The organism is Actinomyces ruminis (genome assembly GCF_002154335.2).
Classification (GTDB): Bacteria; Actinomycetota; Actinomycetes; order Actinomycetales; family Actinomycetaceae; genus Actinomyces; species Actinomyces ruminis.
In genome coordinates this window covers 15,938-40,268 of sequence record NZ_MTPX02000069.1, presented here as the reverse complement: position 1 = coordinate 40,268, position 24,331 = coordinate 15,938, and the positions used below count along the sequence as shown (strand labels likewise).

Sequence of the window (24,331 nt, the reverse complement as noted above, 5' to 3'; positions counted from 1 at the left end):
GTTTTCGATGGGAGTAGACAGAATAGACGAATCGCCCGGAACCGCTTTCGTTGCGGTTCCGGGCGAATTTGTACCTCCGGTGGGACTCGAACCCACAACACTCCGATTTTGAGTCGGATGCCTCTGCCAATTGGGCTACGGAGGCGCGTTAGCTCACACGCGGGGCGGCGTGCGGGCCTCACGACGTCCGCAAGCATACTAGGATCGGGGCGTGAGCAACGAGTCCGCTACTTCCCGAACCCGCAGAGTCCTTGTCGCCGAGGACGAGACCCTGATCCGTTTGGACATCGTCGAGACCCTGACCGATGCCGGCTACGAGGTCGTAGCCGAGGCCGCGAACGGGGAGGAGGCGATTCGCCTCGCCGACGAGTACGAGCCCGATCTGTGCGTCATGGACGTGAAGATGCCCGTGCTCGACGGCATCACGGCTGCCGAGCGCATCATCGACGCGCACGGATGCGCCGTCGTGATGCTGACTGCCTTCTCCCAGACCGAGCTGGTCGAGCGGGCCGGCGCCGCCGGCGCCATGGCCTATGTGGTCAAGCCCTTCACGCCGGCCGAGCTGATCCCCGCCATTGAGATCGCCATGTCCCGCCACGACGAGATCCGCTCCCTGGAGGCGGAGATCTCCGATCTGCAGGAGCGCTTCGAGACCCGCAAGCGCGTGGATCGTGCCAAGGGCCTGCTCATGGAGCAGATGGGACTGAGCGAACCAGATGCCTTCCGCTGGCTGCAGAAGACCTCCATGAACCGGCGCCTGACCATGCGTGAGGTTGCCGACGCCGTCATCGAGCAGATTGGCGGCGCCAAGAAGGAGTCCTGAACGCCGTCCCGGTGGCTGCCGACGTCTGCGCGGCTCAGGCGCCGTCGACGTCCACGTACAGACAGCGCAGGGTGCCGTGCGCAACCATGCGCCCGTTCTCGTCGCTGACCTCCACGCGGTAGACGGCGGTGCGCCGACCGCGGTGCAGGGGAGTGGTAACCGCCGTCACCCAGCCGCGGCGTGCCGGCCGCAGGTGACTGACCTGCAGGTCGGTGCCCACCGGGGACGTACCCGTGGGCGCCCCTTCCCGTGCCGCCACGGAGGCGGCCGTCTCTATCAGTGCCGCGCTGGCCCCGCCATGCATCACCCCGGTGACCTGTCGGGCGCCGTCCACCGGCATGCGCACCACCGTGTGCTCGGCCGAACATTCCTGAAGCTCCATGTGCAGGGTCGACATGAGGGTGCCGGCCTGCGCGTCCGCCAGCCCGGAAGCTCCCAGGGCACTGGTAGCGGAAACCGCGGAGCCGGCAGGCCGCGGCACCGGGAAGGGGCGGGCAGAGGCGGCTGGGAAGGCCACGGGCATGTCCACGCCGTCAGATGCGGGGTCCTTTTCACTCATGCCCTTAGGCTGTCATGGTGAGCACCATCGAGACCAGCCCTGCCGCCCCGGACGCCGGAACGCTCCTCCTGATCGACGGGCACTCCATGGCCTTCCGTGCCTTCTACGCCCTGCCGGTCGAGAACTTCACCACAACCACCGGGCAGTCCACCAATGCGGTCTACGGCTTCGTGTCCATGTTCCTGTCCCTGCTGGAGCAGGAGCAGCCCACGCACGTCGCGGTCGCCTTCGATCTGCCCGGCGGCACCTTCCGCACCCGCGAGTACGCCGAGTACAAGAGCACCCGCGATGAGACCCCGCCCGCCTTCGCCGGACAGGTGGAACTGCTGCAGGACGTGCTGACGGCCATGGGAGTGCCCACGGTGACCTCTCCCGGGTACGAGGCCGACGACATCCTCGCCACCTTGGCCGTCCAGGGACAGCGCGAGGGCATGGAGGTGCTGGTGTGCTCCGGGGACCGCGACTCCTTCCAGACGGTCACCGAGCACTGCACCGTGCTGTACCCGATCAAGGGCGTGTCCACCCTGCGACGCATGACCCCGGCCGAAGTGGAGGAGCGTTACGGCGTCACCCCCGAGCGTTACCCGCACCTGGCGGCGCTGGTCGGCGAGACCTCAGACAACCTGCCGGGCGTGCCCGGGGTCGGCCCCAAGACCGCCGCAAAGTGGATCCGCCTGTACGACGGACTCGAGGGCGTCATCGCCAACGCCGACCAGATCAAGGGCAAGGCCGGCCAGTCCCTGCGCGACCACCTCGACGACGTGCTGCGCAACCGCCGCCTGAACCACCTGCTCACCGACCTGGACCTGGGGCTCGACCCCGCCGTCGATCTCAAGCTCACCGGCGCCAACCGGGAAGAACTCGCCCGCATCATGGATGCGTTGGAGTTCCGCAACCTCCAGCAGCGCTCCGAGCGGGTCCTGCCCTTCGCCGACGCCGCTCGGCCCAGCGACGTCGACTCGCCCACCGCCCGCCTGGAGAAGCTGCGCATTGCCGCCGTCGGACATGACGTCGACCCGGGTGCGGTCACCGCCTGGCTGGAGACGAACCTGGCCGCGCGCGAGCACCGGCCGCTCGGGCTGGACGTGGTCGGCTCCCTGCACCCGGCCGGGGGGATGCGACCATGGTGGCCGTCTCCGACGCGTCGTCGCTCTGGTCGCAGACTTGTCCCTGCTGGATCCCGCCGACGAACAGGCCCTTTTCGCTCTGCTCGCCGACACCGACCAGCCCAAGGTGGTAGCCGACGCCAAAGGCTCCTGGCACGCCCTGCACGCCCGGGGTATCGCCCTGGATGGGGTGGTGGCGGACCCGTCGCTCGCCGGCTACCTGTGCCGCCCCGAGCAGCGCTCCTACGACGTCGGCTCGCTGGCGCAGCGGTGGCTCGGCATCGATCTGGAGGCGCTGTCCGCACCGCAGGACGACCAGCCGCAGAGCGCCTTCGACCTCGAGTCCCTCGCCGACGACGCCCCCGCGGCCACCGCGCTCGCCGCCGCCCGCCGGGCGGCCGTGCTCCTGCCCCTGCAGCGGGCCCTGGAGGAGCAGATGCGTCAGCGCGGCGTCCTCGACCTGTACACCGACCTGGAGATGCCGGTGGCGGCGACCCTGACGGGGATGGAGGATGCCGGCATCGCCGTCGACGACGCCGTCCTGGCGGCGCGCCAGACCGAGCTCGACGCCCGGGTGACCCACGCCGCCGAGGGCGCCTTCGCGGCCGCCGGGCACGAGCTGAACCTGTCCAGTCCCAAGCAGCTGCAGACCGTGCTCTTCGACGAGCTGAAGATGCCCAAGACGCGGCGCACCAAGACCGGCTACACCACTGACGCCGACGCCCTGGCCTCCCTGTATGTCAAGACCAGTCACCCCTTCCTGGAGCACCTGCTCGAGCACCGCGATGCCATCAAGCTGCGGCAGACCGTGGAGGGGCTGCGCAAGGCGATCGCGCCCGACGGCCGCATCCACACCACTTTCCAGCAGACCATTGCCGCCACCGGCCGACTGTCCTCCACCGACCCCAATCTGCAGAACATTCCCGCTCGCACCGAGGAGGGCATGCGCATCCGCGAGGCCTTTACCGTCGGCGACGGCTACGAGTGCCTGCTGACCGCCGACTACTCGCAGATCGAGATGCGCATCATGGCGCACCTGTCCGGCGACGAGGCCTTGATCGAGGCCTTCCGCTCCGGGGAGGACCTGCACCGCTATGTGGCGGCAATGGTCCACGGCATCGGGATCGACGAGGTGACCCCCCAGCAGCGCAGCCACGTCAAGGCCATGAGCTACGGGCTGGCCTACGGGCTGTCCACCTTCGGCCTGGCGCGCCAGCTGGGGGTGGACACCGCTGAGGCCGCCGGGCTGCGGGAGGCCTACTTCGCCCGCTTCGGCCGGGTGCACGACTACCTGGAGCACGTGGTCGAGCAGGCCCGCCGCGACGGGTGGACGCAGACCATGTTCGGCCGTCGGCGCTACCTGCCCGACCTGAACAGCGACAACCGGCAGCGGCGGGAGATGGCCGAGCGCGCCGCCCTGAACGCCCCCATCCAGGGCAGCGCGGCCGACATCGTCAAGCAGGCCATGGTCGACGTCGCCGAGAGCCTGACCGCGGCGGGCCTGCGCTCCCGCATGCTGCTGCAGATCCATGACGAGCTGCTGCTGGAGATCGCCCCGGGGGAGGCCGACGCCGTCGAGGAACTGGTGCGTACGCGCATGAGCGGGGCGGCCACGCTGTCCGTGCCGCTGGACGTGTCCGTGGGCCGCGGCGCCACCTGGCGTGACGCCGCCCACTGAGCCGTCGGCTGAAGCGCCCGTCGACGCCGCCACCGGTCTGCCTCCGGGCGTCGGCGTGAGGTATTCCACGCAAATGCGGACCGGGTTTGTGACCCGCCTACAAGTCACGGATTGGGAACGTGCTGGTATGGTCTGACGCGCACGACCCTGGGTGCCGTCCGCGGCACCCAACCGTGGTGCGGTACCGGTCCGGGCCGGTCCGTGCGGCGGGGGACGTGTGGTATCTACTGACCCGACCCTTCTGTCCATATTCGGAGCAACCACTCAATGACCACAACCACGCCCAGCCCCGCCCCGGTCGCCGTCAACGACATAGGCTCGACCGAGGAGATCCTCGCCGCCGTCGACGAGACCATCAAGTACTTCGATGACGGCGACATCGTCGAGGGCACCGTTGTCAAGGTGGACCGCGATGAGGTCCTGCTTGACATCGGCTACAAGACCGAGGGCGTCATCCTCGCTCGCGAACTGTCGATCAAGCACGATGTCGACCCCGAGGAGATCGTCTCCGTCGGCGACGAGATCGAGGCCCTTGTCCTCCAGAAGGAGGACAAGGAGGGCCGCCTGCTGCTGAGCAAGAAGCGCGCCCAGTACGAGCGCGCCTGGGGCACCATCGAACGCATCAAGGAGGAGGACGGCGTCGTGTCCGGCACCGTCATCGAGGTCGTCAAGGGCGGCCTCATCCTCGACGTCGGCCTGCGCGGCTTCCTGCCCGCCTCCCTGGTGGAGATGCGCCGCGTGCGCGACCTGCAGCCCTACGTCGCCGCGAGCTCGAGGCCAAGATCATCGAACTGGACAAGAACCGCAACAACGTGGTCCTGTCCCGCCGCGCCTGGCTGGAGCAGACCCAGTCCGAGGTTCGCACCAACTTCCTGCAGACCCTGCAGAAGGGCCAGGTGCGCACCGGCGTGGTCTCCTCCATCGTCAACTTCGGGGCCTTCGTGGACCTGGGCGGCGTGGACGGTCTGGTCCACGTCTCCGAGCTGTCCTGGAAGCACATCGACCACCCGTCCGAGGTCGTGGAGGTCGGCCAGGAGGTCACCGTCGAGGTGCTCGACGTCGACTTCGACCGCGAGCGCGTCTCCCTGTCGCTGAAGGCGACCCAGGAGGACCCGTGGCAGGCCTTCGCCCGCACGCACGCCATCGGCCAGGTTGTGCCCGGCAAGGTCACCAAGCTGGTTCCCTTCGGCGCGTTCGTGCGCGTGGAGGACGGCATCGAGGGCCTGGTCCACATCTCCGAGCTGGCTCAGCGTCACGTGGAGCTGCCCGAGCAGGTCGTCAAGGTCGGTGACGAGGTCTTCGTCAAGGTCATCGACATCGACCTGGACCGTCGCCGCATCTCCCTGTCGCTCAAGCAGGCCAACGACGGGGTGGACCCCAATTCCGACGACTTCGACCCGTCGCTGTACGGTATGGCCGCCGAGTACGACGAGAACGGCAACTACAAGTACCCCGAGGGCTTCGACCCGGAGACCAACGAGTGGCTCGAGGGTTACGAGGCGCAGCGGGAGGCCTGGGAGGCCGAGTACGCGGCCGCGCAGGCCCGCTGGGAGGCTCACAAGGCGCAGGTCGCCCGCGCCCTGGAGGAGGACCAGGAGGATGGAGGCGCCGCCCCCGTGGACTCCACCTCCTTCTCTTCGGCCCAGCCCGAGGCCACCGGCACGCTGGCCTCCGACGAGGCACTCGCCGCACTGCGCGAGAAGCTGACCGGCAACTGATCTCGGTCGCCTAAGCGGCCGCCCGCATCGGTCCCAACGGCCGATGACTAGCCACGATTGGGGCCCGTCCACCATCCGGTGGACGGGCCCCAATGGCATGCGGGCTGGTTCGGCGTCGCGGCACGTTTGGGTAGCGCTCCCCTGTTTGGACCGCCGTTGTGTGCCGCGTGCCGATCTAAACTGACGTAGGCGGTCCAAACAGACAATGGGGTGCCAAATTTGACTGCGTACTCGCATCATTGCCGATCGGGAGGGTCCATGATCTCAGCGTGTCGCACGCATCGCTCTCAGCCGGGGGCTACCAGGCGCGCGGCCATCGCCGCGGCACTGCTCGGCCTGGCCGGCTCAGGAACGGCATTGCTCGCGGGGTGCGCGCCCGATGAGGACGAAGACAAGGACGTTCAAGAAGTGCTCCCAGAGAAACCGGTCCTCTACCTGTATCCGACATCCACGATGGGCCTGAAGGTGCGCCTCGACTACGACGGCGAGTTCACCCATCTGTATCCCGACGCGCCGACCGACGACGGCCGGGTCGAGTGGGAGGTGACGGCGAGCCCCAACGGCGTACTGACCGACTCCTCTGGACGCACCTACCCGTACCTGTTCTGGGAAGGGCGCTCCCGCCGGAACCTGACACAGGATGCCGGAGCGGTCGTGGCTGCCGACGAGACCAATGACTTCTTGGAGAATCTGTCCGCTGCCGCGGGCCTCGACGATCTCGAGGCGGCGGACCTGATCACCTACTGGGCGCCCCGAATCGCGGCTCGCGAACGCACCCTGGTCACGGTCGCCACCGAGCAGTACGCGACCATGGCCCGCTACACACTCACCGATGCCACTGGGCAGGAGATCATTCCGGATGCGGTCATCCGCCTGTTCCTGGTTATCGGCCCGGTTCCAAACGATCCTGTGCCCGAGCAGAAGCTGCCCGCGCCGCCGCGGCGCACCGGCTTCACCATGGTGGAGTGGGGCGGGACCGAGCTCTAACCATGCGTGCGGGACAAGACGGGCATGATGGCGCCATGAGCACCGCTACCTCCTCCGTTTGGGCCCGCAGTCCGCGCTGCCCCCGGCCCTCCGGGCGCGCCGTGTACGTGGGGCTGACCGGCGGCATCGGCGCCGGCAAGTCGGAGGTTGCGCGCCTGCTGGCAGCCCGCGGCGCCGTCGTGGTGTCCGCCGACGCCATCGCCCGGGAAGTAGTCGCCCCCGGCACCGAGGGCCTGGCCGCCGTGGCGGCCGAGTTCGGGCAGCAGTTGTTGGATGCCGACGGTGCCCTGGACCGGGCCGCGCTGGGGCGGATCGTCTTCGCGGATCCGGCGCGGCGTGCCCGCCTGGAGGAGATCCTGTTGCCCCGCATCGCCGAGCGGGCCTGGGCGCGCCTGGAGTCCGTCCCCGCCGGGCAGGTGGCCGTATACGACGTGCCCCTGCTGGTGGAGGAGCGGATGCAGGACCTGTTCGACGTCGTCGTCGTGGTGGAGGCGGACCTGGAGACCCGGCTGGAGCGCCTGGAGCGCCGTGGCCTGGAGCGCGAGCAGGCCCTGGCGCGTATCGCCTCCCAGGCCAGTGATGCCGAGCGGCGCGCCGTCGCCGACGTGGTGCTGTCCAACTCCGGCAGCCTGGAGTCGCTGGCGCGGGCCGTGGAGGAGCTCTGGCAGCGGCTCTCCGCCGGGTAGGCCGAATGCGGGTCGGGTGGGAGCGCTCCCCATAGGAATGCCCGCGCGGGCGCAATAGCCTCATTGCCAGACCCCGACCGGGCCGTCCGGTAATGGACCAAGGAAGGAATCCCACCATGCGCGCTCACCACCTGACCCGACGAGCAGCCCTCGCGCTGACCTCAGCGACCCTTATCGGCGGCCTGGCGGCCTGTGACACCTCCGACGAGGAGGATCACGAAGATGATCACGGCCACCGCGACCGGCAGACGGAGGAGCCGCTGGATGAAAAGCCGGTGCTTTACCTCTACCCGCCTCAAGAGACCACCGTGGACGTGGCGCTGGCCTACGCCGGCGAACTGACCTTCACCTATCCCGCGCCCGCGGCCACGTCCACGGGCGTGAGCTGGCAGGTCACGGCCAGCCCCGACGGGACCCTCACCGATGCCCAGGCGCGCAGCTACCCTTACCTTTTCTGGGAGGGCGTCAACCCCGCGCTCATGACACAGACTGAGGCTTCGTGGTCCAGGCGGAGCAGGCCGTCTCCTTCCTGGAGGACAAGCTTGCCGTGTTGGGGCTGACGGAGCGCGAGGCTGCCGAGTTCATCACCTTCTGGGCTCCGCGGATTCAGGCCACCGACGCCGCCTCATCACCTTCGCCGCCGAGCAGCACGCGGCGATCGCCGCCTACAGCTTCACCGCCGGCGGCGAGTCCCTCGCCCCCGAGGTCTTCATCCGCGTCTACCTGGTGATCGGTGACGTCCCCGCCGATCCGGTGCCCGAGCAGGAACTGCGCTCCGGCCCTGTCCGCCGCGGCTTCACCGCCGTGGAGTGGGGCGGCTGCGACCAGCGCACGACGCCCGCCTGAGGCACACCTCGAAGACGTCGGAGGTGCGAAGTAGCCTTGGGCCATGCGTCCAGTCACCGATCTGCGCCGCGCCGAGAAGCGCTTCGAGGTCATCAGCCGTACACGCCCTCCGGCGACCAGCCCGCCGCCATCGCCGAGCTGACCGAGCGGCTGAACGCGGGGGAGAAGGACATCGTGCTGCTGGGCGCCACCGGCACCGGCAAGTCGGCCACCACGGCCTGGCTGGTGGAGCAGGTGCAGCGCCCCACCCTGATCCTGGAGCCCAATAAGACGCTGGCTGCCCAGATGGCCGCCGAGTTCCGCGAACTTTTGCCGAACAACGCGGTGGAGTACTTCGTCTCCTACTACGACTACTACCAGCCGGAGGCCTACGTCCCCCAGACGGACACCTTCATCGAGAAGGACTCCTCCATTAATGACGAGGTTGAGCGGCTGCGCCACTCGGCCACCAACTCGCTGCTCACCCGGCGTGACGTGGTGGTGGTCTCCTCCGTCTCCTGCATCTACGGCCTGGGCACCCCGCAGGAGTACGTCGACCGCATGACTCCGCTGCACGTGGGGGAGCAGATCGACCGCGACGAGCTGCTGCGCCGCTTCGTCACCATGCAGTACACCCGCAACGACGTGGACTTCACCCGCGGCACCTTCCGGGTACGCGGGGACACGGTGGAGATCATCCCCATGTACGAGGAACTGGCCATCCGGGTGGAGTTCTTCGGCGACGAGATCGACGCCCTGGCCACCCTGCACCCGGTCACCGGCGACGTCATCGACCGGGTGGACGAGGTCTACGTGTTCCCCGCCTCCCACTACGTGGCCGGGCCCGAGCGCATGGAGCGGGCCATCGCCGGCATCGAGGAGGAGCTGGCCGACCGCCTGGCGGTGCTGGAGCGCGACGGCAAGCTGCTGGAGGCGCAGCGGCTGCGCATGCGCACCACCTACGACCTGGAGATGCTCCGCCAGATCGGCACCTGCTCCGGCGTGGAGAACTACTCCATGCACATAGACGGCCGCTCCCCGGGCACGCCGCCCAACACGCTGCTGGATTACTTCCCCGAGGACTTCCTGCTGGTGATCGACGAGTCCCACGTGACCGTCCCTCAGATCGGCGCCATGCACGAGGGCGACGCCTCCCGCAAGCGCACCCTGGTGGAGCACGGCTTCCGGCTGCCCTCCGCGCTGGACAACCGGCCGCTCACCTTCGCCGAGTTCGAGGACCGGGTTGGGCAGACCGTCTACCTGTCCGCCACCCCGGGCCCGTATGAGCTCCAGCGCGCCGACGGCGTGGTAGAGCAGATCATCCGCCCCACCGGGCTGGTGGACCCCAAGGTCGTGGTCAAGCCCACCGAGGGGCAGATCGACGACCTGCTTGAGGAGGTCCGCCTCCGGGTGGACAAGCACGAGCGCGTCCTGGTCACCACCCTGACCAAGCGCATGGCGGAGGACCTGACCACGTACCTCGCCGACCGGGGGGTGCGCGTGGAATACCTGCACTCCGACGTCGACACGCTGAGGCGCGTGGAGATCCTCCGCTCGCTGCGGCTGGGCGAGTTCGACGTGCTGGTCGGCATCAACCTGCTGCGCGAGGGCCTGGACCTGCCCGAGGTGTCGCTGGTGGCCATCCTCGACGCCGACAAGGAGGGCTTCCTGCGCTCGTCGACCTCCCTGATCCAGACGATCGGGCGGGCCGCCCGCAACGTCTCCGGCGAGGTGCACATGTACGCCGACCAGGTCACCCCCGCCATGACCGAGGCCATCGAGGAGACCGAGCGGCGCCGCACCAAGCAGCTGGCCTATAACGCCGAGCACGGCATCGACCCGCAGCCGCTGCGCAAGAAGATCGCGGACGTCACCGACATGCTCGCCCGCGAGGACGTCGACACCGCCGAGCTGCTGGCCGGCGGTTACCGCGGGCACGAGGAGAAGCAGGTCGTCTCGCGCCGCAAGCAGGCCGCCGAGGCGACGGTGCGCGAGAAGCTCGCCGGGGCGGCCCAGTCCGACCTGGCCGGGCTGATCCAGGAGCTGACCGACCAGATGCACGCCGCCGCCGAGGACCTGCACTTCGAGCTGGCCGCCCGCCTGCGCGATGAGATTCGGGACCTGAAGAAGGAGCTGCGGGACATGCGGGCCACCGCCTGAGCCTGCGCGTCCCGGAGCAGCGACGTCGGCAAGCCCACACCGTTTCGGGCGGCGTCGGGGTAGCGGGCCCGCCGCCCGCGGACGATAGACTCGGGGATACAAGCGCATACGGAGGGAGTACTCCCAGCAACGGCGACGTCGTCATCACGGCGGACCGGTTCGCTGCCGCACCGCGGCAGTCCCGGCCCCCGGCGTCGCAGGCCAGCAGGCACGGCCCACAGCGGCGCTACTGGCGGGAGGAGACCTCCGGTACCAGCACCGTACCGGAGGTACATGTAAGTGGATGTCCACGCCCTCGGCTGGCTCGCACTGGCCGCCATCATCATCACGATGATCACGATCGACATCGTCGGTCACGTACGCACCCCCCACGAGCCCACGCTCAAAGAGGCCGCCCAGTGGTCCATCGGCTACATCGCCATGGCCGTGGTGTTCGGCGGCATTGTGTGGGCCATCTGGGGTGGCACCTACGGCCAGGAGTACTTCGCCGGATACATCACCGAGAAGGCGCTGAGCATCGACAACCTGTTCGTGTTCGTCATCATGATCTCCGCCTTCCGGGTGCCCCGGAAGTATCAGCAGGAGGTGCTGCTGGCCGGGATCATCATCTCCCTGGTGTTGCGCTTCGCCTTCATCATGGCCGGTGCCGCCTGATCGAGAACTTCTCCTGGATTTTCTACCTGTTCGGCGCCTGGCTGCTGTGGACCGCCTTCTCCCAGGCCCGTGAGGGCCTGGAGGAGCCGGACGCGCATGAGGACGAGGAGTACCGCCCCACCGGTTTTGTGCGCCTGGTGGCGAAGGTCGTGCCCATGACCGACGGCTTCGTGGGCGGCAAGCTGATTCACCGGCACGCCGGCCGCACCATGATCACCCCCATGCTGCTGTGCGTGATCGCCATCGGCACCGCCGACGTCATGTTCGCCGTCGACTCCATCCCGGCGATCTACTCCCTGACCAAGGAGCCCTACCTGGTCTTCGCCGCGAACGCCTTCTCTCTGCTGGGACTGCGCCAGCTGTACTTCCTGATCGACGGGCTGCTGGACCGGCTGATCTTCCTGCACTACGGGCTGGCCGCCATCCTGCGTTCATCGGCTTCAAGCTCGTCAACCACGCGCTACACACCAACGAACTGCCCTTCATCAACGGCGGCGAGCCCTGGGAGGTCGTGCCCGAACCGGACATCGGGTTCTCGCTCGGCTTCATCGTGGTGGTCATCCTGATCACCGTGGCTGCCTCGGTGCTCGTCTCCCGGCGGCGCACCCGCCGGGCCGAGCGGGCAGACAAGAAAGCGACCGGCGGCATCGGCGGTTCCGAGGAGGCTACCCCCGAGCTCGGCACGCGCCCGGACGCCGCCGTCACGGCGCAGTCCGGGGCCTGAACCGCAGACACGCTGAGAGCCTCCCAGGAATTCTCGCGCTGGGCAGGACATGCTGGCCCCGTGAACCCGCCATCGACCGCGACCGCACCCGCCGAGGTCCCGGACATGACCGGCCTGACGAGTCAAGAGGTCGCCGAGCGCGTCCGCGCCGGCCAGACCAATGCCTTCCGGGACACCACCTCCCGCTCGGCCGCCGCGATCCTGCGCGCCAACGTCTTCACGATCTTCAACGCCATCCTGGGCACCGCCCTGGTGCTGATCCTGCTGTTCGGCTCCTGGAAGGACGCCCTGTTCGGCTTCGTGCTGCTGCTGAACACGGCCACCGGCACCATTGCGGAGGTGCGCGCCAAGCGCGCCCTGGACCGCCTGTCCGTCCTGGACGCGCCGCGCGCCCACGTGCTGCGCGACGGCGGCGAGCAGGACGTGGACGTGGCCGCGGTGGTGCTCGACGACGTGCTGCGGCTGCGCGGCGGGGAGCAGGTCCCCGCCGACGCCGTCGTGCTGAGCAGCGACAACTTGGAGGTGGACGAGTCCATACTCACCGGCGAGACCGACCCCGTGCGCCCCGGCGCCGGCGAGCGGGTCATGTCCGGCACCACCGTCACCGCCGGCACCGCCTGGTACGTGCGACGGCGGTCGGCGCCGACGCCTATGCCCACCGCCTCGCCCGGGAGGCTCGCCGCTACTCGGTGGTCACCTCCGAACTGCAGGAGGGCACCAACCGCGTGCTGCGCTGGATCTCCTGGGTGATCGTGCCGGTGGCACTGCTGCTGGTGTGGTCGCAGCTGCGGCAGAACGGGGGCGTGACGGAGGCTCTGACCTCCGGGCAGTGGCGCCTCGCGCTGGTTGCCGGGATCGCGGGCGTGGTCGGCATGGTGCCGCAGGGACTGGTGCTGCTCACCTCCGTCAACTTCGCCACCGCCTCGCTGGACCTGGCCCGCCGCAACGTGCTGGTGCAGGAGTTGCCCGCCGTCGAGGTGCTGGCCCGCGTGGACACCCTGTGCCTGGACAAGACCGGAACCATCACCACCGGTGCCATCCGCCTGGAGGAGGTCACCGCCCCCGACGGCGCCGCCCCGGGGCGGGAGGTGCTGGAGGCACTGGCCGCACTCAGCGACGGCGAGGACCCCAATGCCACCGCCGTCGCCATCGCCCGCGGGCTGAGTGATGCGCGGTATCTGGGGGAGCGGGTGGTTGCGGCCGGGGCCCGGGCGGTGGAGGCCGCAGTGCCCTTCTCCTCCCGCCGCAAGTGGTCGGCGGTCCGCTACGACGCCACCACCTGGGTGCTGGGTGCGCCTGAGATCATCCTGGCCGCCGCACCCGGTGCCGATCCCGTACTGGGGCGGGCGCGCGAACGCGCCGCCGACGGCGCCCGGGTGGTGGCGCTGGCCCGCTCCAGCGAGCCCTGCGGTGCCGGCGCGACGACCACCTGCTGCCCGGCGGCCTGGAGCCCGCGGCGCTGGTGGTACTGGCCGAGGAGATCCGCCCCGACGCCGCCCAGACCCTGGACTACTTCCGGCAGCAGGGCGTGGAGGTGAAGGTCATCTCCGGGGACAACCCGGACACGGTGGCCGCCGTCGCACGTCGCGCGGGCGTGACCGGCCCGGACGGTGGGGCGCCGGTCGCCGTCGACGCCCGCACCCTGCCGCAGGAGGCGGAGCCGGAGGGTCCGGAGGCGACGCGCCTGGCCGACGCCCTGGAGGGTGCCACCGTGCTGGGGCGGGTCACCCCCGAGCAGAAGCGCGCCTTCGTGCGGGCACTGAAGTCCCGGGGCCGGGTGGTGGCCATGACCGGCGACGGCGTCAACGACGCCCTGGCTCTGAAGGACGCCGACCTGGGTATCGCCATGGGCAACGGCGCGCCCGCTACCAAGGCGGTGGCCCGCCTGGTGCTGTTGAAGGGGGAGTTCTCCGCCCTGCCGGGCGTGGTGGCGCAGGGACGGCGGGTCATGGCCAACACCGAGCGGATCGCCTCCCTATTCCTGGCCAAGACGGTCTACGCCTCGCTGATCGCGGTGGTGGTGTCCCTGACCGCAATCGCGTACCCGTTCCTGCCGCGGCAGCTCACGATCGTGTCCTCCCTGACCATCGGTATCCCCGCCTTCATCCTGGCGCTGGCCCCCAACTCCCGCCGCTACCGGGCGGGCTTCCTGGGGCGGGTGCTGACCCTGGCGGTGCCCGCCGGGCTGGTGGCGGGATGCGCCACCCTGGCGGCCCGCACCTGGCTGGTGGCCTCCGGGGCGGCGGACACGCAGGTGACCACCGGCGCGACCCTGGTGCTGGTGTGCTCCGGGCTGTGGCTGCTGACGCTGACGGCCCGGCCGCTGCTGGGCTGGCGGCTGGGACTGGTGGTGGTCATGGGGGCGATGGCGGTGCTGGGCGTGTTCGTGCCCGCGGTGCGCGACTTCTTCCTGCTGGCCTGGCCCGCGGCGGGCACCTGGTGGGTGATCCTGATCGTCTCCGCTGCCGCCGTGGCGGGCATTGAGACGGTCTACCTGCTGCGCCCGCGGCTGGTCGCGTACCTGCACGGTCGGGGCCTGGTCAACTGACTCGGCGACCGGAGCCGCGCGCGGCGGGGCTGGCAGGTCGTTAGGCCAGGACGCCGATCACCGGGTTCCACTCGTGGGGGATGCGCTCGGCGATGAAACCCGCCTGGTTGAAGGGGTCCTCCTCGAGCAGAGCCAGGGCGCCCGCGGCGTCGTCGGCGCGCACCACGATGAGCGCGTCGTGCGTGCCCACGTAGGGGCCGGCGGCGAGCAGTCGGTCCTGCTCGGCCAGCGCGGCGTTGAAGGCGCGGTGGGTGGGGCGCAGGGCGGCCATGGCCTCGTCCTGGTCGGTGACGTAGTGGTACTCGACGGCGAAGATCTTGCTCATGCCGCCAGCCTAGCCACCAAGCGTCCCGGACGTCGGCCTTCGGGATTCGCCTCCTTGATTGGCTACGCTCGGTGCCGTGCAGAGTCGTATTCCCGAGTGGACCATCGAGGCGCCGCAGTCCCCGGTTCCCCGCGAGGTCGTGAAGGTGGGGGGTCTGCCGCTCGGGTGGCCCAGCGGCAGGGAGTGGCCACTGTGCGCCGAGTGCGGTATGCCGATGTCCTTCCTCCTCCAGGCGGGGGAGTCCGCGCAGCTGCCTCACCTGTCGGCGGACCAGGTCATGTTCGTGTTCAAGTGCGAGCGGTACAGCATCTGCTCCTTCTGGGAGCCGGGCACGGGCCGCAACTGCGTTGAGCTGGTCGGCTTCGACGAGCTGAGTGATACAGCGGCTCCTGCGCCAGCGGGCACGCCGGTGCTGCTCGAGCTGTGGGCACGGCGGTGGCGCGTGCATGACGACGGCGTGGATGCGTCCCTCGAACCCGCCTTCTTCGATGCCCGACATGACGCGATGCCCGAGGGCATCGCATATCCGCACGACTTCAACTTCGCGCTTCAGACCAAGGTCGGCGGCCTCCCCTACTGGACGGCGAACGGGACCGTGGCGTTCCGGTACTCCGGCGGCACGGTTCTCACTGAAGGCGGGGACTGGCACTTGGTGCTCCAGCTCGACACCGCGCTGGAGGTGGTCGACCCCATCGACGCGGTGCAGGCCTACGCCGACTCACACCCCATAGGCCCCGCGCGCGAGGGCGCCGCGGAGGTCTATCCGGAGGACGGAAGTGTTGGGATCGCGAATTTCTGCCTGGACGGAATCGGCTATGTGCTCGTCGACAGCTCTTCGCCGTCTCCGGAGCCGGTGTTCCTGATCAACCGCTGACAGAGCTGGCTTACGGAGCCGCCCTAGCCGCCAAATGGCGGGGACGATCCGGACCTTGTCCGTGGCCGCGGCGGCTGCCCGTCGTGGCCATCCCTCGCACCCCAAGGTCGTAAAACGTATACCCGCCGCTCAGGACGAGGCGGGAGCAGCGGCTCAGGAGCCTCGGTGGCGGTGCCGGGCGAGGGACCGGTGAGACGTTACGGGCGGTCAGGGGTGCCAGCGGCGGGTGGCGCGTGCGGTGGCGCGCGCCGCGCTGATGCTGGCGACGGCTGCTACCAGCACCGTGATTGCCAGGCAGGCGGCGGTGTAAGCCGGACTGGGGCGCCACAGGACGCTGTCATTGTTTGCGGCAACTCTCGCTTGGCCTAGGGGCAGAATCAGGTAGAGGACCGTTGCGGTCAGGCCGGATACGAGCACGATCACGCCGGTGCGCCAGCGGGCCGTCGAGGCCGCGCAGGACACCGAACCGGACAGGGCCCCCACGGGCGCCAGGTTGCGGGCGGCGCGCGCAGAGTCATGTGCCAGCGCCAGCCCGAGCACGATCGCCAGCACCGACAGACCCACGGCGCCCAGGGTCACGGTCCAGCGGGAGCGGATGTACTGCACTTGACCGGCGGTGATCCACTCCTGCGGCTGGCAGAAGACCTGCACGCCAGGGGCATGGGTGTGCAGCATCCGTTCGATCCCGCGCATATCGAGGTCAGCGCCGTTGACCGACATGAGGTAAACGCCGCTGCCGGTCTCGTAACCGCGCATGACCTGGGCGGTGTCGCTCGTCGGAGTGATCTCAATGTCGGTTGCACCGGCGAGTTCATACACCTGCCCGAGGACGGGAACATTCGTCAACAGGTCGGTGGCCGAGACCTGCTGCTGTGTACAGTCCAGACCCCAGGAGGACAGCAGCTCGCAGCCGGCTTCGATATGGGGCGCCGGCTCTGAGTCGGCCGCATCCGCCTCGTCGAAGTCGAATCCGGCCGAGAACGCGTCGACCCCATCGGGCAGGAGCGCAACCAGGTCTTCGGGAGCAGCGGCTGCATCCAAATGGTCAAGGACGGCGACCTTCTCACCCCACCTGTCCAGTGTCTCTACCGACTGGAAGTACTGGGGAGACATGGATCCGGCCCACAGCTGTATCTGGCCGCCGGCCAGCAGCGCCAGCGTCATCGCCAGCGCCAGATGGCTGCTGGCTTTGGACAAGGACACCAGCTGACGACCCGCAATCAGGCGCCCGGCGTGACCGCGACGGTAGCCCCAGCGGGCCAGTATCCGGCCGCACCAGGCGGACAGTGCCGCCACGACGCCGGGCAGCGCCAGCACCGTTAGCACTACACCAGCTGCGTATACAAAGTCGTCCAGTTTGCTCCCTGGATTCCACAGCGGGAACCAAATCGCCAGAAGTAGACCACAGACGAGCAGTAGGCCAGGGCTGGCCTTTCTCCAGCGGCGGTGACCCCGCCGGGGAGCGACCACGTGGCGGCCGCGCCCGCGGCCGAGTAGCACAATGGTGACGGCAAGCACCGCGCCGATTAGCAGGGCGGCAACAATGGGGGCGGCCAACCGGCGCGTATCCGCGGCTGGGAACCAGGCGTCCACCCATGGCACACGCACATCCATGTACATGCAACGCCGGTGAGCGCCCCTGCGAGCACAAAGCCGCCGAGGATTCCCGGCCAGGTTTCCGCCAGGTCGATGACCGCCAGGTCGCGGCGGCGCAGACCGGAGGTCACCAGGGCGGTGATGCGCCGCCGGTTCTCCTCACCGCGCAGTGCCGATGCGGAGGCGGTGGCTCCGATGGCGGGGAGCAGCAGCACCCCGGCAACCAGCAGCAGTACCTCAGCCACGGGCGAGGCGTTCAGTGAGCCGGAGCCGGCGTAGGCGCCGCCCTCAACCACTGCGCCGAAGCCGCAGACCGGCTCCATCCTATCCGCGTTTAGTGCCTGATCGGTCGGACGCAAGTACACGCGCCGCTCCTGCGGCACCTCCAAGCCGTCCAGGCCGATCTCGGCGGAGACGGGGCCGAACAACCCCTCCAGTTCGCCGGTCAGATCCCGGGCGAAGGCGGGGGAGACCACGGCCTCGCCCGGCTCCGGCCACTCCTCCACGCCGGGAGGCAACGGGGCGTCCTCGCTCAGCGGGGAGAGGACGATGACGGTGACCGGGCGGTTATTCACCTGGGTGAAGCCGCCGAAGCGGTACAGGACCGTGGCCTCCTGCGCGTCGCACAGCTGCGGGGCGATGGACTCGGCGCGCTCCCGGTGCAGGGCATCCCCGAACCAGGTCAGTGCGAGGCCGACCAGGCTCAGGCACAGCAGACAGGTCCCCAGGAACAACGCCACGGTCTGGGTGCGTGCGAGCAGTCGGGACTCCGAGTGCCGCAGGCTGGTGCCGATGCGCAGCAGACCGGACAGCAGACGACGGTTCATCGGTCCGCCGCCTGCCCGGATTGGTGAACCGTCGCGGTCAGTTTCCCGTCGGCCAGCGCCATGACGTGATCTGCGCGCTGCGCGACCACGGGGTCGTGGGTGACCAGCAGAATGGCGCAGCCCAACTGCGTTGGGAGGGCCATCAGCGTGTCCATGACGCGGTCCCGGTTGGCGGGGTCCAGCGAACCGGTGGGCTCATCAGCGATGAGCAGCTGCGGGGAGTTGATGAGTGCGCGGGCAATGGCGATGCGCTGGCGCTCACCACCGGAGAAGGAGGACGTGGCCCGCTCCTGCACGGTCAGCCCCAGCTCGGCGAGGATTGCGCGGGCACGCTCCTCGGCGTCGGCGGCGGGCACGCCCGCCACCAGAGCCGGCACGATGATGTTCTCCACGGGGGTCAGCTCATCAATGAGGTAGCCGTCCTGGAAGACCATGCCGATGTGCTCGCGGCGGATGCGGGCGGTGCTGGCGCTGTTGCCGGCCTGCATGGCCTCGTCGCAGATGGTGATGGAGCCGGCGTCGGCACGCAGCAGCCCGAGGATGGCGGACAGCAGAGTGCTCTTGCCGGACCCGGAGGGGCCGATGAGCGCGGTGATGGTGCTTGCCTGCATAGTCAGATCCAGGGTGTCCAAGACGGTGCGCTCTCCGAAGGAGACGGTGAGGCCTTGAACGGCCAGTACTTCTTTCGCGGGCCGTGAAGCCGTCGCTGACGAGTTCGCGTCCATGGGGATCCGCTTCGGCGATTGGGGATGTGGCAACGCCTGTGTGCCTGCACGAATGTAGTTTCGCTGCCACTCCGAGCCGCGGCGACACGCGCGAAGCCCAGCACTCCGTTGAAATCCCTCGTCATGCTGGGGACACTCGTCTCTGGCGCCTCGCCTCACACAGTCGAACGGGTGTACGAAGGTGGGGCCTTGGCCCTACACTCTGACCCCGTGAACGACTCCCTCATCATCCGTGGCGCCCGCGAGCACAACCTCCAAGGCATCGGCCTCGACCTCCCGCGGGACAAGATGATCGTCTTCACCGGCCTGTCCGGCTCGGGCAAGTCCTCCCTCGCCTTCGACACGATCTTCGCCGAGGGGCAGCGCCGCTACGTGGAGTCGCTCTCCTCCTATGCGCGCCAGTTCCTCGGCCAGATGGACAAGCCCGACGTCGACTTCATCGAGGGCCTGTCCCCGGCCGTGTCCATCGACCAGAAGTCCACCTCCCGCAATCCCCGCTCCACGGTCGGCACCGTCACCGAGGTCTACGACTACCTGCGCCTGCTGTACGCGCGCGCCGGCACCCAGCACTGCCCCGTGTGCGACGCCGTCATCTCCTCTCAGACGCCCCAACAGATCGTCGACCACATCAGGGAGATGGAGGACGGCACCCGCTTCCAGGTGCTCGCCCCCGTTATCCGCGGCCGCAAGGGCGAGTACACCGAGCTGTTCACCGAGCTGCAGAGCCGCGGCTTCTCCCGCGTCCGCGTCGACGGCGCCACCCATCGGCTGGGGGAGGTGCCCGCCCTGAACAAGAAGCTCAAGCACAACATCGAGGTGGTCGTCGACCGGCTGGTGGTGCGCGAGGGCATTCGCCAGCGGCTGACCGACTCGGTGGAGACCGCCCTGGGCCTGGCCGACGGTCTGGTCATCATCGACCTGGTGGACCTGCCCGAGGACGACCCGGGCCGCACCCGCCGCTACTCCGAGAAGCGCGCCTGCCCCAACGAGCACCCGCTCCAGCTGGACGAGATGGAGCCGCGCACCTTCTCCTTCAACGCACCCTACGGCGCCTGCCCCGCCTGCACCGGCATCGGCACCCGCCTGGAGGTCGACCCCGAGCTCGTCGTGCCCGATGAGGAGCTCACCCTGGCCGAGGGCGCCGTCGCCCCCTGGGCCAGTCATCAGAAGTACTTCACCCGCCAGCTCAAGGCACTGGGCGAGGAGCTTTCCTTCGACGTCGACACTCCCTGGCGGGCCCTGCCCGAGCGCGCCAAGGACGCGATTCTGCGCGGTAAGGACTTCGAGATCAAGGTCCGCTACCGCAACCGCTGGGGGCGTGAGCGCATCTACTCCACCGGCTTCGAGGGCGCCCTTAACTACGTCATGCGCAAGCACGACGAGACCGAGTCCGATTGGTCCAAGGAGCGCTACGAGGGCTACATGCGGGAGATCCCCTGCCCCGTATGCAACGGCACCCGGCTCAAGCCGGAGGTGCTGGCCGTGCGCGTGGGCGGCCTGTCCATTGCCCAGCTGTGCGACCTGTCCATCAGCGAGTGCCGCGACTTCCTCGCCGACCTGGAGCTGACCGGCCAGGCCGCCCAGATCGCCGGCAGCGTCCTGAACGAGATCGCCGCCCGCCTGGGCTTCCTGGTCGACGTCGGCCTGGACTACCTGAGCCTGTCCCGCGGCGCCGCCACCCTCTCCGGCGGCGAGGCGCAGCGCATCCGCCTGGCCACCCAGATCGGCTCCGGGCTGGTGGGCGTCCTGTACGTGCTCGACGAGCCCAGCATCGGCCTGCACCAGCGCGACAACGCCCGCCTGATCGACACCCTGGAGCGCCTGCGGGACCTGGGCAACACCCTGATCGTCGTCGAGCACGACGAGGAGACCATCCGCTCCGCCGACTGGGTGGTGGACATCGGCCCCGGGGCCGGGGAGAGGGGCGGTCAGGTCGTCTACGCCGGTAAGGTCGCCGGCCTGCTCGAGGCGCCCGGCTCCATCACCGGCGACTACCTGTCCGGCCGCCGCGCCATTGAGATTCCCGCCAGCCGCCGCAAGCCCGTCAAGGGAAAGGCCGTGACCGTGGTCGGCGCCCGCGAGAACAACCTCAAGGACGTCACCGTCAGCTTCCCGCTGGGCGTGTTCACCGCCGTCACCGGCGTATCCGGCTCCGGAAAGTCCTCCCTGGTCAACTCGATCCTCTACCAGGTGCTCGCCAACCGCCTCAACCACGCCCGCGGCGTACCCGGACGTCACAAGACCGTGCGCGGCCTGGAGAACCTGGACAAGGTAGTACACGTGGACCAGTCGCCCATTGGCCGCACCCCGCGCTCCAACCCGGCCACCTACACCGGCGTGTGGGACCACATCCGCAAGATCTTCGCCTCCGTGCCCGAGTCGAAGGTGCGCGGCTACGGCCCCGGCCGCTTCTCCTTCAACGTCAAGGGTGGACGCTGCGAGGCCTGCAAGGGCGACGGCACCCTGAAGATCGAGATGAACTTCCTGCCGGACGTGTACGTGCCCTGCGAGGTGTGCGGCGGCGCCCGCTACAACCGGGAGACCCTGGAGATCCGCTACAAGGACGCCACCGTCGCCGACGTGCTGGACATGACCATCAGGCAGGCGGCCGACTTCTTCGCCGCCACCCCCATCATCGCCCGCCACCTTAACACGCTGGTGGAGGTCGGCCTCGGCTACGTGCGCCTGGGGCAGGCCGCCACCACCCTGTCCGGCGGCGAGGCGCAGCGGGTCAAGCTCGCCACCGAGCTGCAGCGCCGCTCCACCGGCCGCACCATCTACGTGCTGGACGAGCCCACCACCGGCCTGCACTTCGAGGACATCCGCAAGCTCCTGGCGGTGCTGCAGGGGCTGGTGGACAAGGGCAACTCCGTGGTGGTGATCGAGCACAACCTGGACGTGATCGCCAACGCCGACTGGATCATCGACATGGGCCCGGAGGGTGGCAAGGACGGCGGCACCGTCGTCGCCACCGGCACCCCCGAGCAGGTTGCCGAGGTCGAGGGCTCCTGGACGGGCCGCTACCTCAAGGACGTCCTGAAGCAGCGCCGGGCGGTGAGCTGACCGGGGGCGCCTGCGACGCCGCCTGTTCCTGTGCAAAGCGGTTGTAGGCCAGGGACAGGCCGAAGCACACCACCCCGGCGACGACCAGAGCCAGGATGCGCGTGAGCGAGTTCTGGCCGGCCAGGTCCACCACCGCCAGTTTGAACACCACCAGCAGCACCAGGGCGAGTCCGTAGTGGCGCAGCATGTTGGCATGCAGTCGGAAGCCGAAGACGATGCACACTGTCCCGGTGGCCAGCACCACGCCGGTTACCAGCAGCGAGGTCGCGGATGCATCGGTCAGGATCATCACCGACCACCACAGCGCCGCGCTTTGTGAGACAGCGGTGGTCAAGGAGACCTCGGCCTGCTGCAGCCAGGGAAGCAGCATGCGTCCGCCCACGGTCACCAGCGCCAGTGCCACTGCCACCAGCGGCGCCTGCAGTAACGGGGTGTCCAGGGAGCCTGCCCGGAACAGCAGCACTGCGCCGAGCGCCGTCAGTAGGCCGTCACCGAGCCATGCCAGCATGGGTACGGCGGGTCGCAGCGGGGTGCGCAGGTCGGCGGCGCCCTCCAGGCGGCCCACGCGCCCGCCGGACAGCAGAAGATGCGGGGTGCACGAGTCGGTGAACAGGCCCAGGCCCGCCAGCCCCAGCGCCAGTGCTCCCGCCAGCAAAGGTGGCAGGACGCGGCCCTGCCAGTCGAGGCCTCCCGCGTTCAGCAGCTGGTCCAGCAGCCAGGGGACGATCAGAACCAGGTTGGCGGCAAGCAACCACGCCGCGGAGGACAGCCGCAGCTTCCGGTCCGCCTGCGCCTCGGACTGCGCCGACACCGGCGCCAACAGCGCTTCCAACGGCGCGGTCAGGACGACGGCGATCAACACCGCCAGCATGGCCAACACCAGGGTGTTTGGCTGGGGAGAGAGCCCCGTGACCAGCGCTGCCGCTCCCGTCAGCGGCAGCACCACCACGGGGACGCTGTCACCGAAGCGCACCACGGGCACTGCGGCCAGTGCCACAGCGGCCACCGCCGGCAGCAACAGGTCCAGACTCACCGCGAAGACCATCGCCGCGATGCCGATCATCGTCCACAGATTTGCCGGGGCGACGGCGCGCAGCCATTCCTGGGACTTCGTCCGGGGCAGCAACACCGCCGTGGACAGGCATGCCAGGAGCAGGAGGACCACGGACACGCCGTCGCGTGCGGATGCACTCACGCCTTCGGCGTATCCGAGTACGAGTACCGCCAGCGCATGGACGATCCCGGTGGCCGCCCATTCGTAACCGACGACCTTGCCCGCCCCAGATCTGACCAGCAGGCGCGTCGAGTGGTGCGTCTGTACCAGGAGCACAGCGCAGGGCATGGTCAGCAGCAGGATCCCCGGCAGCGGCTGGGCGAGCAACACTCGGGACGGGCCGGCCAGCAGCACCATCGCCGTCACCGCCATGGAGGTGGTCGGCAGCCAGGGCGCCAGCCGCATGCCCGGTGTGTATCGCGGCGCTGTCCCCGCCACTGCCGCCAGGGAGACGACGTAGAAGTCGATCAGCGTCCAGGTCAGCGTCGCCTGCTCCGGATAGCTGGCCACCTGCGACGTGGCGAAGCCACGGTGACCATGGCCCCCAGCATGGAGACGACCGCGGTGAAGAACTGGCGGGTGGCGCAGGAGACCAGCAGCAGCACGAAGGCCCAGGCCACCATGAGGACGAAGGCGGCGATACTGGGCAGGCCGGCGATCATCGCGGCACCGATGACGGCGACGAAGCCGAGTGCGCCGCCCGTGCCCGTAAGAGTGGCGGCCGCTACCCGCTGCCGCTGCCGCCGGTAGACCAGGAACGTGCCGGAGGCGACCATAATGACGGCGATCACACCGAGCGTCCCGACCTTGACGACGTCGGGAATCCGGTCCCAGACCAGGGCGATCAGGCTCACCGCGGCGGACACGATCAAGAACGCCGCTGCCCCGGACAGGACGTACCGGCCGACGTTGCCCTCCTGGCTGCGTTGCGGCTGCGGCCGGGGCGACCGGGTGGCTAACGGGTCGTTGCCGGTGGGCGCGTCCAGTTTGATCCGGGGCACGCCTGTCGGCGCGTTCGGCGTCGAGGCGCCGGGAGACAGCGGCGCGGGCCTGGATGGCGGATACGTGCTCAGGGCGGGGGTGCGCGGCTTGCCTACTGCGCGAGGCGCAGTCTGCGTGCCGGATGCGTTGGGCGAGGCGGATGCCGGAGTGCTCGGCCGCGACGAGGACTCACCTGCGGATCGTCCCGGGTCCGACTGCGGGCGCGGCGCCGGGGTGGGGTGGGACGGCGCCGGGACAGGCACTCGGCGCGCGCCGACCTCGTCAGGGGCTACTCGGGCCGCCACCCAGTCGACCTTGCGCTCCAGGGCGGCCAGGCGCCCAATGATCTCGTCAAGCCGCTCGCTGCTAGTGTCCATGGATCAAGGATCCGTAAGCGGCGGGCCAAAGTCACGCTGAA

14 protein-coding genes, 1 tRNA gene and 5 pseudogenes are annotated in these 24,331 nt (G+C 69.3%); 12 read left to right on the top strand and 8 right to left on the bottom strand.

Going from position 1 to position 24,331, the window contains the following annotated elements; translation table 11 throughout:
* Positions 1 to 71: 71 nt before the first annotated feature.
* Positions 72 to 145 (bottom strand) — tRNA-Leu (locus BW737_RS12955).
* A gap of 66 nt (positions 146 to 211) precedes the next feature.
* Between BW737_RS12955 and BW737_RS12950 the strand changes: the two genes are divergently transcribed.
* The gene (locus tag BW737_RS12950) at positions 212 to 823 is read left to right on the top strand and encodes an ANTAR domain-containing response regulator (RefSeq protein WP_086615568.1); all 612 of its coding nucleotides are present in this window, start codon (positions 212 to 214) and stop codon (positions 821 to 823) included.
* A 34-nt stretch (positions 824 to 857) separates the two neighbouring features.
* On the opposite strand, the gene BW737_RS12945 is transcribed toward BW737_RS12950, so the two are convergent.
* Positions 858 to 1,382 carry a PaaI family thioesterase gene (locus BW737_RS12945; protein WP_086615569.1) on the bottom strand — a complete coding sequence of 175 codons (525 nt, stop codon included), beginning with the start codon at positions 1,380 to 1,382 and terminating at the stop codon, positions 858 to 860.
* 14 nt (positions 1,383 to 1,396) lie between these two features.
* On the opposite strand from BW737_RS12945, the pseudogene polA reads away from it, so the two are divergent.
* From polA to BW737_RS17075, 9 genes and pseudogenes are all read left to right on the top strand, one after another.
* Positions 1,397 to 4,166, top strand: a pseudogene (polA, locus tag BW737_RS12940) (DNA polymerase I).
* Positions 4,167 to 4,433: 267 nt separating this feature from the next.
* A pseudogene (gene rpsA, locus BW737_RS12935) lies at positions 4,434 to 5,884 on the top strand (30S ribosomal protein S1).
* Between the two features lie 258 nt (positions 5,885 to 6,142).
* Positions 6,143 to 6,871, top strand: a complete 729-nt coding sequence (locus tag BW737_RS12930; RefSeq protein ID WP_257210833.1) for a transcriptional initiation protein Tat — start codon at positions 6,143 to 6,145, stop codon at positions 6,869 to 6,871.
* A 107-nt stretch (positions 6,872 to 6,978) separates the two neighbouring features.
* The gene (gene coaE, locus BW737_RS12925; protein ID WP_086615587.1) at positions 6,979 to 7,557 is read left to right on the top strand and encodes a dephospho-CoA kinase; all 579 of its coding nucleotides are present in this window, start codon (positions 6,979 to 6,981) and stop codon (positions 7,555 to 7,557) included.
* 116 nt (positions 7,558 to 7,673) lie between these two features.
* Positions 7,674 to 8,117: a hypothetical protein gene (locus BW737_RS18825; protein ID WP_257210832.1), complete on the top strand. Its 444-nt coding sequence runs from the start codon at positions 7,674 to 7,676 to the stop codon at positions 8,115 to 8,117.
* Positions 8,105 to 8,287, top strand: coding sequence for a hypothetical protein (locus tag BW737_RS18820; protein WP_257210831.1), 183 nt, complete (start codon positions 8,105 to 8,107; stop codon positions 8,285 to 8,287). The genes BW737_RS18825 and BW737_RS18820 overlap by 13 nt, the downstream gene beginning before the upstream one ends.
* Before the next feature lie 159 nt (positions 8,288 to 8,446).
* Positions 8,447 to 10,542, top strand: a pseudogene (gene uvrB, locus BW737_RS12915) (excinuclease ABC subunit UvrB).
* Positions 10,543 to 10,821: 279 nt separating this feature from the next.
* Positions 10,822 to 11,920 (top strand): annotated as a pseudogene (locus BW737_RS12910) (TerC family protein).
* 105 nt (positions 11,921 to 12,025) lie between these two features.
* Positions 12,026 to 14,468, top strand: a pseudogene (locus BW737_RS17075) (HAD-IC family P-type ATPase).
* Between the two features lie 40 nt (positions 14,469 to 14,508).
* On the opposite strand, the gene BW737_RS12900 reads toward BW737_RS17075, so the two are convergent.
* Positions 14,509 to 14,793, bottom strand: coding sequence for a YciI family protein (locus BW737_RS12900; RefSeq protein WP_086615570.1), 285 nt, complete (start codon positions 14,791 to 14,793; stop codon positions 14,509 to 14,511).
* Between the two features lie 76 nt (positions 14,794 to 14,869).
* Between BW737_RS12900 and BW737_RS12895 the strand changes: the two genes are divergently transcribed.
* Positions 14,870 to 15,667, top strand: a complete 798-nt coding sequence (locus tag BW737_RS12895; protein WP_086615571.1) for a hypothetical protein — start codon at positions 14,870 to 14,872, stop codon at positions 15,665 to 15,667.
* 207 nt (positions 15,668 to 15,874) lie between these two features.
* On the opposite strand, the gene BW737_RS12890 is transcribed toward BW737_RS12895, so the two are convergent.
* The 3 genes from BW737_RS12890 to BW737_RS12880 are packed head-to-tail and all read right to left on the bottom strand — an operon-like array spanning position 15,875 to position 18,815.
* Positions 15,875 to 17,269: a hypothetical protein gene (locus BW737_RS12890; protein WP_143233391.1), complete on the bottom strand. Its 1,395-nt coding sequence runs from the start codon at positions 17,267 to 17,269 to the stop codon at positions 15,875 to 15,877.
* A complete protein-coding gene (locus tag BW737_RS12885) occupies positions 17,194 to 18,090 on the bottom strand; it encodes a hypothetical protein (RefSeq protein ID WP_086615573.1) in 897 nt (298 codons plus the stop codon). The genes BW737_RS12890 and BW737_RS12885 overlap by 76 nt, the downstream gene beginning before the upstream one ends.
* Positions 18,087 to 18,815, bottom strand: a complete 729-nt coding sequence (locus BW737_RS12880) for an ABC transporter ATP-binding protein (protein WP_086615574.1) — start codon at positions 18,813 to 18,815, stop codon at positions 18,087 to 18,089. The genes BW737_RS12885 and BW737_RS12880 overlap by 4 nt, the downstream gene beginning before the upstream one ends.
* 210 nt (positions 18,816 to 19,025) lie before the next feature.
* On the opposite strand from BW737_RS12880, the gene uvrA reads away from it, so the two are divergent.
* Positions 19,026 to 21,878: an excinuclease ABC subunit UvrA gene (gene uvrA / locus BW737_RS12875; protein ID WP_086615575.1), complete on the top strand. Its 2,853-nt coding sequence runs from the start codon at positions 19,026 to 19,028 to the stop codon at positions 21,876 to 21,878.
* Here the strand turns inward: uvrA and BW737_RS12870 are convergent.
* Both BW737_RS12870 and BW737_RS12865 read right to left on the bottom strand, forming a co-directional pair.
* Positions 21,841 to 23,442: a DUF2339 domain-containing protein gene (locus BW737_RS12870; RefSeq protein WP_086615576.1), complete on the bottom strand. Its 1,602-nt coding sequence runs from the start codon at positions 23,440 to 23,442 to the stop codon at positions 21,841 to 21,843. The genes uvrA and BW737_RS12870 overlap by 38 nt on opposite strands.
* Positions 23,412 to 24,290: a DUF2157 domain-containing protein gene (locus tag BW737_RS12865; protein WP_086615577.1), complete on the bottom strand. Its 879-nt coding sequence runs from the start codon at positions 24,288 to 24,290 to the stop codon at positions 23,412 to 23,414. The genes BW737_RS12870 and BW737_RS12865 overlap by 31 nt, the downstream gene beginning before the upstream one ends.
* Positions 24,291 to 24,331: the final 41 nt, after the last annotated feature.

What these genes read in the sequence shown, in the direction of transcription:
- BW737_RS12945 (WP_086615569.1), bottom strand. Translation starts at nt 1,382, where the DNA reads ATGAGTGAAAAGGACCCCGCATCTGACGGCGTGGACATGCCCGTGGCC.
- BW737_RS12930 (WP_257210833.1), top strand. Translation starts at nt 6,143, where the DNA reads ATGATCTCAGCGTGTCGCACGCATCGCTCTCAGCCGGGGGCTACCAGG.
- BW737_RS18825 (WP_257210832.1), top strand. Translation starts at nt 7,674, where the DNA reads ATGCGCGCTCACCACCTGACCCGACGAGCAGCCCTCGCGCTGACCTCA.
- BW737_RS12900 (WP_086615570.1), bottom strand. Translation starts at nt 14,793, where the DNA reads ATGAGCAAGATCTTCGCCGTCGAGTACCACTACGTCACCGACCAGGAC.
- BW737_RS12885 (WP_086615573.1), bottom strand. Translation starts at nt 18,090, where the DNA reads ATGAACCGTCGTCTGCTGTCCGGTCTGCTGCGCATCGGCACCAGCCTG.
- BW737_RS12880 (WP_086615574.1), bottom strand. Translation starts at nt 18,815, where the DNA reads ATGGACGCGAACTCGTCAGCGACGGCTTCACGGCCCGCGAAAGAAGTA.
- BW737_RS12865 (WP_086615577.1), bottom strand. Translation starts at nt 24,290, where the DNA reads ATGGACACTAGCAGCGAGCGGCTTGACGAGATCATTGGGCGCCTGGCC.